Annotated in this window: 16 protein-coding genes; all 16 read right to left on the minus strand. The window is 32.9% G+C overall.

Translation table 11 applies throughout. The features are described 5' to 3' along the window. The coding region (locus tag J5G60_RS11550; protein ID WP_207876543.1) for an alpha/beta hydrolase family protein at positions 1–774 on the minus strand (774 nt) is incomplete at its 3' end. 27 nt (positions 775–801) lie between these two features. After that, on the minus strand, positions 802–1,500 hold the full coding sequence (locus J5G60_RS11555) for an arginase (RefSeq protein WP_150358393.1): 699 nt from the start codon (positions 1,498–1,500) through the stop codon (positions 802–804). 121 nt (positions 1,501–1,621) lie between these two features. Next, on the minus strand, positions 1,622–2,143 hold the full coding sequence (locus J5G60_RS11560) for a QueT transporter family protein (RefSeq protein WP_150358392.1): 522 nt from the start codon (positions 2,141–2,143) through the stop codon (positions 1,622–1,624). Next, entirely contained in the window at positions 2,136–2,885 is a 750-nt protein-coding gene (locus J5G60_RS11565; RefSeq protein ID WP_150358391.1) for a hypothetical protein, read from the minus strand. Before J5G60_RS11565 ends, J5G60_RS11560 begins: the two co-directional genes overlap by 8 nt. A 456-nt stretch (positions 2,886–3,341) precedes the next feature. Beyond that, positions 3,342–4,286 (minus strand): DNA polymerase III subunit delta, encoded by a 945-nt coding sequence (gene holA / locus J5G60_RS11570; RefSeq protein WP_179977649.1) that lies wholly within the window; start codon positions 4,284–4,286, stop codon positions 3,342–3,344. Beyond that, complete coding sequence (gene dnaX / locus J5G60_RS11575; protein WP_150358389.1) at positions 4,286–5,665, minus strand: DNA polymerase III subunit gamma/tau; 1,380 nt, start codon at positions 5,663–5,665, stop codon at positions 4,286–4,288. Before dnaX ends, holA begins: the two co-directional genes overlap by 1 nt. Positions 5,666–5,913: 248 nt before the next feature. After that, positions 5,914–6,717: a DNA adenine methylase gene (locus J5G60_RS11580; protein WP_150358388.1), complete on the minus strand. Its 804-nt coding sequence runs from the start codon at positions 6,715–6,717 to the stop codon at positions 5,914–5,916. A 206-nt stretch (positions 6,718–6,923) separates the two neighbouring features. Beyond that, a complete protein-coding gene (gene dnaN / locus J5G60_RS11585) occupies positions 6,924–8,036 on the minus strand; it encodes a DNA polymerase III subunit beta (RefSeq protein WP_150358387.1) in 1,113 nt (370 codons plus the stop codon). Positions 8,037–8,110: 74 nt separating this feature from the next. Continuing rightward, positions 8,111–8,374 (minus strand): hypothetical protein, encoded by a 264-nt coding sequence (locus J5G60_RS11590; protein WP_150358386.1) that lies wholly within the window; start codon positions 8,372–8,374, stop codon positions 8,111–8,113. A 193-nt stretch (positions 8,375–8,567) separates the two neighbouring features. Continuing rightward, entirely contained in the window at positions 8,568–9,665 is a 1,098-nt protein-coding gene (locus J5G60_RS11595; RefSeq protein ID WP_190972250.1) for a DUF3854 domain-containing protein, read from the minus strand. 81 nt (positions 9,666–9,746) lie between these two features. After that, positions 9,747–9,911: a hypothetical protein gene (locus tag J5G60_RS11600; RefSeq protein WP_179977656.1), complete on the minus strand. Its 165-nt coding sequence runs from the start codon at positions 9,909–9,911 to the stop codon at positions 9,747–9,749. 40 nt (positions 9,912–9,951) lie between these two features. Beyond that, positions 9,952–10,347, minus strand: coding sequence for a single-stranded DNA-binding protein (locus J5G60_RS11605; RefSeq protein WP_150358384.1), 396 nt, complete (start codon positions 10,345–10,347; stop codon positions 9,952–9,954). Positions 10,348–10,364: 17 nt separating this feature from the next. Further along, positions 10,365–10,526, minus strand: coding sequence for a hypothetical protein (locus J5G60_RS11610; RefSeq protein ID WP_179977658.1), 162 nt, complete (start codon positions 10,524–10,526; stop codon positions 10,365–10,367). A 2-nt stretch (positions 10,527–10,528) separates the two neighbouring features. Beyond that, the gene (locus J5G60_RS11615) at positions 10,529–10,951 is read right to left on the minus strand and encodes a DUF3232 domain-containing protein (RefSeq protein WP_268905688.1); all 423 of its coding nucleotides are present in this window, start codon (positions 10,949–10,951) and stop codon (positions 10,529–10,531) included. Positions 10,952–11,016: 65 nt separating this feature from the next. Next, on the minus strand, positions 11,017–11,421 hold the full coding sequence (locus J5G60_RS11620; RefSeq protein WP_150358382.1) for a hypothetical protein: 405 nt from the start codon (positions 11,419–11,421) through the stop codon (positions 11,017–11,019). Between the two features lie 141 nt (positions 11,422–11,562). Continuing rightward, the gene (locus J5G60_RS11625; RefSeq protein ID WP_150358381.1) at positions 11,563–13,155 is read right to left on the minus strand and encodes an LPD1 domain-containing protein; all 1,593 of its coding nucleotides are present in this window, start codon (positions 13,153–13,155) and stop codon (positions 11,563–11,565) included. Positions 13,156–13,236: the final 81 nt, after the last annotated feature.

Below are 13,236 nucleotides of genomic sequence, written 5' to 3' on the forward strand. Positions count from 1 at the left end.
TACAGATATTATATATTTTTTTGTAAAATCCACTATGTTGTCTGCCAGCTGCTTAAAATAGGCCACACTTGAATAGCAGTGATCAGCTCCGGAAACAAACTTTAAAAAAGCTTTATCTTCCAGCATTTCTTTAATCCGCTTGGAATAAAGAGGCGGCACTGATTGATCCTCCGTTCCCTGAACTATTAGTACCTTTCCCATTATTCCTTTCAAATAATCAAAAAAATTATAGTTAAATGCATCTTCTACAGCACTCTTATAAAGCCGGTTATTTTCAAATTCTATATATCCAGTGTGCAGAAATTTTTCCAGTTTGCTCCCTCTCACTTCATTTATAAATACATCATACATATTGAATGCAGGACTTATAAGGACAGTATTTTTAATTAAATTTGAATAATTACAGGCAATTACTGCTGCAACTGCACCGCCCATACTGAATCCCAAGATATTTATTTTATTTTTGTCTACATAATAAACTGAATTTACATAATCAATAACTGAACTGCAGTCTTCAATCTCTCCAGATATCGTCAAATCCAAAAAATCACCATCACTCTCACCACTACCGGCAAAATCAAATCTTACAGAAACTACTCCCATACTTTCTAAAATCCTGGCTATTTTCACAAACATAAAATCATGACCCAGCTTGTTCCCCATAAATCCATGGCAGAAAATTATGCACGGCATTTTATACTCTATTTCAGGTCTATTTATAATCCCCCTCAGGACTTTCCCGGCCTTGTTCTTTACTTCAAAATTTTCAACCACATTATCAATCCCCCTAAAAATAGAATATTAGAGTGTTATATATATTTTATCGGAAAGAGTAAGTCCTTTTGGATCCCATTCTCTTTTTGGGCATTTAAATATCTTATAGGGTCTATTCAAACTCTTTATGAATCCATAAAATTCTGCATCCAACCAAGGAGGTGTCCAGCTTCCCGATCTGCATATGTGAATATAGTCCACAGCTATTTTGTCCTTAAAGTCCTCCGTTTCATGATAACTTACATGAAATTTTTCGTTTATTTCCTTAAATTCCTTCTTGCTCTCGTAGGTATATGGACTGTAAATTATGCTTACCTTCTGAACTATTTTATTTTTTAATAATTTTCCGAGCCAATTACCGCAATTCAGTTCAAAATTAAGGGACTTCAGTCCTCCATATCCTAGATCTGAATGAGCATCAAAATTTATCACTTTATCACATTTGTTGTCTTTTGCTATATAATAGGAAATTTTATGGGAATCAGATACATACATCTTCATCTCCTTTTTTATAATAAAGTATCTCTTGATTCTATTCCAAAATCCTATGAGTTCTCTACCCGTTCTAACTGATTTTTCTACATTTTCTCCATTTTTCATATCTTCAAAATATCTCTTATACCATATATTAATATTATTTCTTCTGTTTTCAATATAGGAACCACACCATTTCCTCTTTATAGGAATGAAATAATCCCAATCAATACTCAGAAGATTCTTCCCCATAATACAGGTTCCCCCTTTTATTCAGTTCACAATTCACAGTTCACAATGCACAATTAATGAGGATTTTCGGATAAGTTCGAAAACCAACAAGATTTGATATTGAACTCTGACATTTGAATAACTAGCCCTTTTTTATGTTTTGTAATTTTATGCTCTCCAATTTTTTATTATCAAGCTTTATCTTTATTCTATCCAAGAATGCGGAATTTTTAAATATCTTTTTGAATAAAAAATATCCCAAAATCATAACTGCCAGTTCTCCCACCGCCTGGGTAAAAAATGTATAGAAAAAAGGCACCTTGTACAATACATGAAGTTCCTCCGCTATAGCCGCACTTCCTAAAACAGGCCATATAATCGAAACCGCCATATTCCTGGTTTTCCACATAGCATAGGTGGCAACAAAAGTTGCAAAGCTGCCCACGAAAACGTCCACTATACTGAAGCTGTAAAAATTCGATATTGCACATCCTAAAGTAAGAGACATTATATAAAAAGGATCTATAAAGGCAAGAAAGTTAAGCACTTCACTGATTCTAAACCCTATGGGACCCCAATAGGAAAGCTGCCCCAATGCAATAGTTGCCACTATATATATTGCAGCCACTACAGCCAATTTTACCAGTTTACCAGTTCTACTCATTTATCTTACCTCCAACTCCGTCCAGATCTGCATTACATCTGGCATCTATATCATCCAGCACCTCTACTCTACTATAATAGGTTGTCTGTAAGGTTCTGAACAGTTCACTGTTATAAAATTCATCTACAAGCTTATTGTCTCTCTTTACCTCAGTGCTGTTTTCACAAAATACATTCACCGTTACCCTTTCAAAGTATTCAAGTGCAAGCTTTACATCTTTTTTAAGAGCTTCAAGTGTCTGTCCCCTCATTCCAAAGAGAAGATTCACCCAGTCAAAATTTTTGAAATCACATGCTTTTCTCGGTCCAATTCCCTTGTGGAGTACATTTTCCCTGTAATCCACATCAAAGGTCTCCGCACCTACTATGAACTTCAGCTCAACAGGAGAAAACCGTTCTTTAAAAAGCTCTATATTCTCCTCATATTTCACATGTCCCTCAAAAATAACCTGTTTTATGTTCTTCTCCCTGCACAACCTGATGAGCTCAAACACAGTACAGACATCCAGTTCACTCGTACTTCCGGAATTAATTACCTGAAGTACTCCATATTTTCCCGTAACTCTCCTGAGCACTTCAGAATTCAGCTTATAATTTCTAAAGGCACTGCTGTCCTGATCCAGATGGTAATCGCAGAAAATACACTTTCCCCAAAAACACCCGCTTCCCCTTAAAAGCACAATTTCCCTGGGAAGCCTCTCAGTAATTTGTCCATATCTTTTCAATTTCGGTAAAGCACTCATATTATCTCTCCTAGCCTGTTTAAAAATTTAAAAGTATAAGAAACGTTAAATGCCACCCTCACACAATCTATATCTAAAATAACAGAGACAATATAAAAAGGTGAAGAAATTTCCCCACCTTATATATCACAAATAGACTATTGTAATTGAACTGTCAATAGCATCAATCCATAGTTTTGTTTATAGACAGGATGGTTTCGAACTGTCTTCTATGTACTTTTATGTATTATTATATATTATAAAGTCCACAAAATCAAGGTTTCTTGAGGATTATCGTTTTTTCATTTATTATTAAATACTATGAAATGTTATTAAAAATTGTATTTTATGTTTGCAAATATGTTTGCAAATTATACTTTAAATTGAAACATATATGCAAGTTTATACAATAATATGTTATAAAAATAAAAACTCCAACTTAAATTTAGGTTGGAGCTTTTATCATATAATATTAATCTATCTTATCTTTATAATCATCATTTCCATCTCTGTATTAACGTCAAGTCCTCCTGTATTTATAATTTTTTTATCCAGATCATTGCAAATCTCCAAATTATAAGCAAGATCTTGAATTTGATATTTCTTTGCAATACTACAGAGTCTCTTACAAAAATATTGGTTCAACTTGTACTCTTTTGCTATATCACTATAATTTTTATTAGCCATCATCCCTGATTTACAGTATATTAGCCTGTTATATTGTTTCTCAATACTTCTTATAATCTGAACAGGCTGCAACCCGCTATCGAGTAAAACATTTATAATGCGCAGTTCATCAATTTTTCTGTTTTCCGATACGGCATTTAAAAGATCCAGAATATCATCATCATCCAGTGAACAAAAAACATCTTTCACTTTTTCTATAGATATAGTATCCATAAACTTAAGCTTATCCAGATCATTGATAAACATATCCAGATTTGAACTGCTATTTATCATGAAGTCAATTATCTTATTATTTATATTCAATTTATTGTCCTTACAAAACGATTTTAATATTTTCTTCTTTTCCAGAGTATCATCTGAATCCATGATAAGTTCCATACCCTGTTTCTGCAGTTCCTTCATCCTTCTGCTGATTTTTTCTCTTTTGTCCCTCTTGTAGACATACAAAACTAAGATTGTAAAATTAGGAAGGCTCTTGACATATTTCTTTAAACATTTAAATATACCCAGCTTGTCTTTGTAATCATCATAGAGGAAATCCGCTTTTATAACGATTACCCTTTTTTTGCCCATCAAAGGCAGTGTCTCGCACTTTGATATTATTTCTTCAGGTTTTACCAAGGATTTAATATCTATTTCTGAAATATTTAGTGGTTCCACTCCCTTTTTGACAGAATTCAACTTCTTTAAAATACTGTATTCGGATTTTGAATACAGTATAATTTTGTTGTCCATTAACATTTCCCTCCATTGTCACATATAATAATCTTTAAATCGCTTATTCCTGAAAACTGTTTATATCCTTTTTCGAGCCATGTATATCCTTCTTCAAGTATGTTTTTTTCTTTCAAAGTGGCAGGTACAATTTTTATTTCCATAACTTTATTTATAAACATCTTGGACTTTTCAAACGTATCTCCCAATGCCTTATACTGTGGTAACTTCTTGAAATTTTCTACCATCTGTTTTTTCGCAAAAGTAATTTTTTTAACCTTTTCTTCAAAATCCACTTCATTGTAATTAGTATTCTCCACACCTTTATTAGATTTTCCTTCAGCAGGTTTTCCAACAAAACTACCTGCCTTTATAACCGCTAGTTCAAGTGAAGTTCTATCCCTCGAATCTATTTTTTGAAAAAGCTCTATAGTATTAATAACTTCCCCTTTAGTAACTTTCAAATTAGACAGCCTTGTAATATCAGTGTCAGTCATGGGAATAACAGAATTGGCTTCACTGCCCATAACCTTACTCATTAGAATATGCCTGAGAAACCTCATAAAATCTTTGATAAATACATTGAAATCAATACCTTGATTATCTAAATAATTTATCAGCTCAAGACTTGCAGGGATATTTCTTTGAAAAATATACGAAGAAAGCTTGAACATATTTTCATTACCTGAAACACCCAATAACTCGGATACCTCTTTATAAGACACATTATTTAAATCCTTGACCTGATCTAAAATACTTACTGCATCTCTCATTCCTCCGTCAGATACTTTAGAAATCAATACTAAACTTTTATCATCTACCTTTATAGATGACTTTTCCGAAATATATTTAAGCCTTTTATAAATATCTTCTATACTTACCCTTCTAAAATTAAACCTCTGGCATCTCGATAAAATAGTAGCAGGGAGCTTTTGCGGATCTGTAGTTGCCAGTATGAATATTGTATTTTGGGGAGGTTCCTCAAGAGTCTTTAAAAAGGCATTGACAGCCTCCTGTGTTAGCATGTGTACCTCGTCCAGGATAATAACTCTAAATTTTGCTTCCGTAGTTGGATAATTAAGTGAAGATATGATATTTCTCATGTCCTCTATTCTTCTTTTAGAAGCCGCATCCATCTCAATTACATCAATACAGTTTCCATCCTCTATTTTTTTGCACATTTCACATGTACCACAAGGTTCACCATCTTTAGGATTCAAACAATTTACAGCTTTGGCCAGAACTTTGGCTGTAGTAGTTTTTCCCGTACCCCTGGTGCCAGAAAAAAGATATGCATGTGAAACATTCTTTTTTACAACCTGGTTCCTTATTATTTCAGTTATATGCCCCTGTCCTACTATATCACTAAATCTTTTGGGCCTAAATTCATTGTATAGCATAACACATTCCACCCTTCATTTTTTTATTTTTTATATAAAAAAACTGTCTTAAAGACAGTTCCTGATATCTATATTTAAGCCGTTATAGCCAATACAAATCGTTACTCATAAGAGTGTTAGCCAAGTTATCTCTCATTTTTAATATACGGTAAAAAAGTAAAATTTAAATTCATTTACACAAAAATCTGAAGATACCTTTTGAGTATCTCCAGATTTTTTTATTTTAACAAAAGTTATTTTAAAGAACTTTATATAACTAAACTTAATTGTTCAATTGGTGGTTCAAAATTTGTCCAAATAACTTCTTCTCTATCCGCACCATAATACTCAGCCTGACCTTTAACGCTTTTTTTGTGCCATCCTTTTAACATCTTATCATACAAATCAGACTGATATCCTGATAAAATTATTTTTCCTTTATGCTGTAGCAATATTTCGAGTAGTTCTATGTGATCCTGTTCAGTCATCTCATATTTATACTGCTTCGCTTTTCTTGTATCCAATAAATACGGTGGATCTGCATAAATTAGTACATTAGGATAATTAAACCTTTCTATAACTTCTAATGCTGGTCTATTTTCAATTTGAACTTGTTTTAGCCTATCAACTATACCAATTACCCATTCAGGTAGACGATACCAGTTATAAACCGCATACATATTTTCTCTGCCCTGTACATCATTTTTCCATCCAACCTTATAACCATTCGTACGGAATCCATGCCCCTGCCAGCACTTAATAAGAAAGTTTAATGCTTTGTCTACCTTATTAAGAGCTTCGATTTTAAAGCTTTCATCATATTCTTTACGGCTATATGGTGTCATAGCAATTTTTCTAACCAGCTCTTTTGAATTATCTCTTATGCAAGTAAATAAGTTTATTACATCGTCATCAAGATCATTTATTGTCTCAATTGAACTTGGTACCTTAGAAAAGAAAACAGCACCAGAACCAAAGAATGGTTCTACATATGAATGATGTTCGGGAAAATTCTTTATTATCCAACCTGCTATACTCCATTTACTACCGGGATATTTTAAAACCTGTTTCATTTGCTAACCTCCTGAACACGCACATTAATTTCGTTCCTAAAATCTTTGTATTGTAAAAACAACTATCTATAATTACCTGTACCAATTATTTAACTCTTCACTCTTAATACTAAACATAAACAATTTCTCCTTCCATAATCTTTAAATTATAAGCTTTCACCTCTATAGGCGGTTAATTGGCATTACAAACTTTAGCTTAATTTCTCTCACACTTTATTTGCCAATCTAACCGGCAATACAATTCCGGTATAATTATCACTGTCTTTCTTCTTTATAACTACTGGAGATACATTGTTTGAAAAGTCAAATTCCAGTTCATCATCTTCCTGGGATAATAACACATCAGAAATATATTTTGAATTGAATGCAATTTTTAGCTCTGAGCCCTGAAAGTCTTTCACTTTAATCTCTTCCTCTACTCTTCCAATGGAAGATTTGGCCAACAAATCAAGATTACCATCTTTTGTAAACGACAATTTTACAAGCTTATTTTCTCCCGTAAGTATAGCTGCTGCCCTACCCAAAACAGATACCAACTCCAGCCTGTCTATCGTACAAACAGTATCACTATTTTCAGGAATTATATTTTTCCACTTTATATAGCTGCCTTCTAATGGAACACTGCTAATAAAAACTTCATTAAATGCAAATTCAATTATGTTTTTTGAAATTTTTACATTCACATTTTGCTCGTCATTTTCCAGTATTCTCTGAAGTTCCACCGCTGATTTCTGAGGCACTATGAAAGACACATTTTCATCACAATCTACAGGAATACTACTTATGCACATCCTGTAACCATCTAGAGCAACCAGAGTTAATTTCCCATTTTCAACTTCAAAAAATACTCCAGTAAGTATAGGCCTTGTTTCATCTTGTGCAACTGCAAAAATGACTTCTTTCAAGGCTCTTTTTAACTCCTCTGATATTACGTTTACCTCTACTTTACTTTTAATTGGCTTTATAACAGGAAAAGCATTTATATCCATAGATACAATATTGGATTGAGACTTTCCTGAAACTATGGACACCGAGTTTTCTTTTTCTTCTGATTTTATAAGCAATTCCTGGTTTGGGAGGGCTTTTACATACGATAATAAGAATTTTGAATTTACCAAAATGGCTCCATTTTCAAAATCCATGCATGTAAAAGCTGCTTTAATTGTAGTTATAAGATCTGTACACATAAGCGTTACTTTGCTATCTTTTACTTCTAACAGAACTCCATCCAGATTTTCATTCATATTTGTCTTTGTACAAGCTCTAACAACCTTTTCCAACGCATCTTGAAAAATTCCTTTTGTCGTCCTAAATAACATAATACATTCCACCTTTCATTTTTTTATAAACAAAAAACAGCCAAAATTTTATCAGCTGCTTTTGTTGAATACTTTTATATTTTCTTATTTAGATTTTCGCAAAGTTTATTATATTCCTTTGAAGTAGTTTCTCTCAGTTCTCTAGTTATTGTATACAGCATATGAGCTCTTAGCCTATCCAATCTATCTGCTGATCTGAATAATTTCAATATATATTTGTCCAGTTCATTGACACCATCAAGGTATCCATCAATATAACTGCACAATACTATTTGAGATATTCTTCCTTCCTTCGTAAGAGATGGCTCTTTTATAAGCAGTAATGAGTTTATATCCACAATACACTCCACCTTTCATTATTTTTTAACCTTGTATAGTCAAAACCAAACGTTACCCATATAAGAGCATTTGCAAATTTCCTTTATATATTTAATATGTGGTAAAAACTAGAGTTTCAACTTATTTGTATAAAAAATTCCGGAGACACACCTAATCATCTCCAGAACTTTTATAATTCAATACACATACTTTCTAACCTACAATATGCTTAAGATAATCATCTATGCCTTTATACGAAGGATTCCACGTACATACTCTTATATCACTGAATCCTTCTGATTTCAGATATTGTATCAGCTTTACCTGATTTTCCATGACTTGTGAATTATCAAACCTATCCATATCATAAGCTACAAAAATCCGTTTTGCTTTCATTTTCTTTAAAATTTCTGCACAACCATTATAAGAGTTTACTCCTGGGATTGCTAAAAACGTTGTATCTGATAGAATTCCAGCTACTGTTGCCTTTAATGCTCCCTCGGTAATAACCACTTTTTTGCCGGAATGTTTTGAATTCCAATAAACGTGAAAAAACCCCTGGGTAGCACATCCTCCATTCATGTAACCCGATGAAAACCATGGATATTTCTTTTTGATATTTTCACCATTTTTTCTTATCTGACATCCCTGTATTCTGCCATATATATCCCTGACAGGTACAAGAAATCCCCCTTTTTTTGGAGTCCAGAAAGTCCAATTTTTATATTTGTTCGGATAAAACCCTGGAATTCCTTTAAGGGAAAAACCGCATTTCTGAATTTCTATACATATTTTTCTTTTCAGATATTTACTTTCTGGTAGAGTTGCATACCCGTTTTTACGGATATCTTTTTCAGTGAGACCTCTCAAAACAAGATTTCCCAAATGTTTATCACTTACGTAAAGCAGTGATATAAGTTTTCTATAAACCTTATCTCTTGTATCTATATCAGCCATTGGAATTACAGGCTTGTTTAACTTCTTTTCCATTTTCTTAATTTTTTTCACAACACTGCTTTTTACGTCAAACCCCATGATTTCCTTAAATGCCTCTTTAGTTGAACAACTATGAAGTTCAGCATACAATTTTATATTTGAACCCGCAGCCCCGCATTTTACACATCTATACACATTTTTATAGTTTGGATTTCTTCTATCCGTTGGTGTCAGGTAGAAATGTCCAGGTTTTGCACCACAGAAAGGACATGTTGCTGTGAATCTGTATCCTTCTTCTTTTATGTCTGTCAATCCACACATGTAAGCAACATTTAATATGCTTAATCTAGGATCAGTATCATAATCTATTTCCATCAAGAGCACCTCCTTGTATTCCCTTATATTTTTAATATGTGGTAATTTAAAAGCTGCCATATTAAATGACAGCTTTTTATGTTACAATTTAGAAAGTTTTTCACCCAAAATATAAATCTCCCTGGTAATCATTTTTAGCTCTTCTTTTCTTATCTTTAATCCCGATTTGCTCAGTGACCTTAATTCATTCAAATCATCCAGTTTATTTTCCATTTTTCTTTTCAATATCTTCTTTTTTGTTTTCATATACCAGAGCCCCCTTACCTCTATATCATTAATTTAATTTTTAGAAAGGTACATCACCAACCAAACTCATGTCCGACTCAGGAATATAGTTAGAATTTCCTGTAGAATGGCTTGTATAAGACTTTGGAGAAAGATACTTGGTTTCCTCCGCAATAACTTCAGTAACAAACCTCATACTGCCATCTTTGGCTTTATAACTTCTAGTCTGAATTCTGCCGCTCACTGCTATAAGTTTCCCTTTACATGTATTTTGTGCAGCAGCTTCGGCAATTTTCCCCCATAAAACAACAGGAATAAAATCTGCCTGCTGGTGTCCTTCTTTTTTTACTTTCCTGTCAACAGCCAGATTAAATATGACAACCGGTATATTGCTTCCCGGAGTAAATTTCAAATCAACGTCTTTAGTCAACCTTCCAATTAATACAACTTTATTCACAATACATTCCACCTTTTTTATTTATTTATGACATACAAAAATATTATTATTAAGAATGCCAACGATGCTTCACAACCCTTGTCTCCTGACTTGGCGAATTTGAAAATATTTCTGCAGAACATAATTGACAAAGCAACTATAGAAATAACTTTCAAAATCATTGCTCCCATATACGTCATGGCTAGGCCGCCTTTCTGCTTTCAAAAAGTTCATCCACAACACTTTTACAGAAACATGCAATTTGCTCCGTATTTCTGATATCTTCTGTATAAATCACAGGTTCATCATGCAAAAGACATATTTTGTTGAGAATTTTTATACTGTATACGGCACAAGCCATTGCCCTTTTCCTCAAAAGCATCTGGCCGGCAACATATTCTCTGAATTCTTCTCCCTGGTATTTAAAACGTGCAATAGTTAATATGTTCTCTGTATCAGCAACCGTCCTTACATATTCGCTGAAATCTTTCTCCACAAACCTCAAATTTTCAAGGGTTTCATTATCTTTTATCTTTGAAGCCAACTTTTCAATTTTCTCCTTGTACATAACACATTCCACCTTTTCATTTTTTGTAATTTTTGATAATAAAAGAAGAACTCTCAATGTTTGAAAGTTCTTCTAAAAATTTTTATACTTATTGTAATAATAGAAATTGTTAGCCATATTCTTTAATAACTTTTTATATTGTATCCAAGTAATGTTCTGACTGCTGAAAATTTAAGTGCATCCAAATGCGTGTCCATATCTCTCGAGCATACATCTTCACCATACGAATTAAATCCCAATGTTACATCACATTTCCCATCTTCTGAAGAATTGATTGAAAACAAATCACTTTCCTTAAATCCATGCAAGTTTAGCGTATGTTTAATTTTATCTTCATTATTGCAGGTCATAATATACATTATAGCATCATAATATTCCTGCTTCTCCTCTAATTTTGTTTTAAGTTCATTTTTAGAATTCTCCAGCATAATCTTTTCATGTTCCAATTCTTCTATTTTTCTTTGTGAAGCAAATTCCTTTTTTGCTGCTATACTTTTGTTCGTGAATTTTGATAATAAATTCAACATAATATATTCCACCTTTCAATTTTTTAGCTTTACGGCCAAATCCAAATGTCACCCTACAGGGTATTAACTAAATTCATTTCTAATATTAATATGTGGTATTTTAAATACAAAAGGTTAAAATTATAAATTATTTTTCACATTCTAAAACAGGCTGAGCTGCTTTCCATTAATAATTTCAGTTGAAATATCCATAATAACCGAGTGAGTTGACTGACTGTTATACACTTCAGGAATCTCAAAGTCAGGGATGCTCAGGAATTTTTTCAACTCTATAAAAAGAGCTTTGAATTTTTTATTGAATTCTTTCCTTTCCTCTCCTTCAGGGTAAGGTTTATTGCTGAAATAATATTTGTTGTCAACACCATGAACCAGGTATTGACTTATAAAACCTTTTTCCCTTAGGGAGTCTTGCACATATGCCTCAAAAGCTCTTGCAAACATCTCCTGGATAGTACTGAAATAATCTTTTTTCCTTCCTTCATCTAATTTCCTGGATTCAATCAAAAAGTCAGACTGTTTTGCATTTCCGGATTCATTCTTGTACTTCAAAGAATATATCAGGTCCTTGAATACTTTTAATAATTCAGGAGACAGTTTGTTACTGTTATTAATATTAAAACTAGCATATGGATAACTTACCTCATTCTCACATATACTGCCTATAAAATCGTCAAGTGCATGAAGCCACTCATGTGACAGTGAACCTGCTCCCCTGATCTTTGTTATATTTATGACTCTCCTGCAGCTTTCATAATGTGCCGAAGCATTTCCACTGCCCCTTGCACCAAAAGCTATTCCAAGGCTGCTTTCTCCCTCTCTTTTAAGTGATATAAAATTTGATGCTACATTTAGAACATATGCCAAATCTACAAGGGCGTCGAAACAATAATTTATATGCATCTGCCTTTCGCTGTCAGTGGCATAATTCCCGAACTCTCCTCCTCTGAAGCCGAATATTTCAAGGAATTCATCCGTTGATACCTCAAATTTCCTTTTTGCAGGCCCCCTTCTTTCTATACCTTTTAATACTGGCCTCTGAAATTTGAAAATTGAACTTCCTTTTTTATTCATGTTTTCAATATACAGTTCTGCTTCTTCTCTTGTTTCAAATGAGCTTTTACAAACAATTTTGTAATAATATTTGCTGCTCTTGCAGCTGCTCTTGCATATGAAAAACTTTCCCTTTTGTTCCTTAACTATTAAGGGATTTTTCTGTGACAAGGAATCCGGAAACCCTATACGCGAAAGTTCTTTTCTAAAATCCTCCGGATATTGAGATACTTTATAGGCAACAGTTGTAAATTTATTTTTTATGTTTGGATTCTTATAAACTTTGCCTGTCCAGCTTTGCCTATAATATCCATTACGTACAAAAATCTCGTAAAATACATTCTTTAAGTCCTCTTCTGATTTTAAATTCATTGCTACATCTCTTACTATGGACACAAATTCTACAAACAATTTTCTGTTATTCTTGTTTTCCTCTTCATCATGTGTGGGCTTCACCTTTGCAGGCAACGCATCTCTTAGTTTTTTTATACAGAAAACCACTAGCTTTGGATTGTCATTGCACATCTCTCTGTAGTCTGGTTTCTTCCATATCTGGTCTTTGACACAGAATTGAAAAGCTTCCCTGTCAGACAAAGAATCCAGATCTGAAATTAAAAAATTTCTTTCCTTCCAGAGATCTTTTTTAGCTCCACCTATTTTTTCTCCAAAATCTTCAATTTTCACAATACACTCCACCTTTTCTAAAATAAATAAAAAGAGAATCCTCAAAATTGAAAATTCTCCTAAATTTTTATTATTATATTT

Origin of the sequence: Clostridium sp. HV4-5-A1G, from assembly GCF_900184915.1 — a bacterium.
Classification (GTDB): domain Bacteria; phylum Bacillota; class Clostridia; order Clostridiales; family Clostridiaceae; genus Clostridium_B; species Clostridium_B aromativorans.

Coding starts and splice junctions, on each gene's coding strand:
- J5G60_RS11555 (WP_150358393.1), bottom strand. CDS start 1,500: ATGGGGAAGAATCTTCTGAGTATTGATTGGGATTATTTCATTCCTATA.
- J5G60_RS11560 (WP_150358392.1), bottom strand. CDS start 2,143: ATGAGTAGAACTGGTAAACTGGTAAAATTGGCTGTAGTGGCTGCAATA.
- J5G60_RS11565 (WP_150358391.1), bottom strand. CDS start 2,885: ATGAGTGCTTTACCGAAATTGAAAAGATATGGACAAATTACTGAGAGG.
- holA (WP_179977649.1), bottom strand. CDS start 4,286: ATGGACAACAAAATTATACTGTATTCAAAATCCGAATACAGTATTTTA.
- dnaX (WP_150358389.1), bottom strand. CDS start 5,665: ATGCTATACAATGAATTTAGGCCCAAAAGATTTAGTGATATAGTAGGA.
- J5G60_RS11580 (WP_150358388.1), bottom strand. CDS start 6,717: ATGAAACAGGTTTTAAAATATCCCGGTAGTAAATGGAGTATAGCAGGT.
- dnaN (WP_150358387.1), bottom strand. CDS start 8,036: ATGTTATTTAGGACGACAAAAGGAATTTTTCAAGATGCGTTGGAAAAG.
- J5G60_RS11595 (WP_190972250.1), bottom strand. CDS start 9,665: ATGGAAATAGATTATGATACTGATCCTAGATTAAGCATATTAAATGTT.
- J5G60_RS11600 (WP_179977656.1), bottom strand. CDS start 9,911: ATGAAAACAAAAAAGAAGATATTGAAAAGAAAAATGGAAAATAAACTG.
- J5G60_RS11610 (WP_179977658.1), bottom strand. CDS start 10,526: ATGACGTATATGGGAGCAATGATTTTGAAAGTTATTTCTATAGTTGCT.
- J5G60_RS11620 (WP_150358382.1), bottom strand. CDS start 11,421: ATGTTGAATTTATTATCAAAATTCACGAACAAAAGTATAGCAGCAAAA.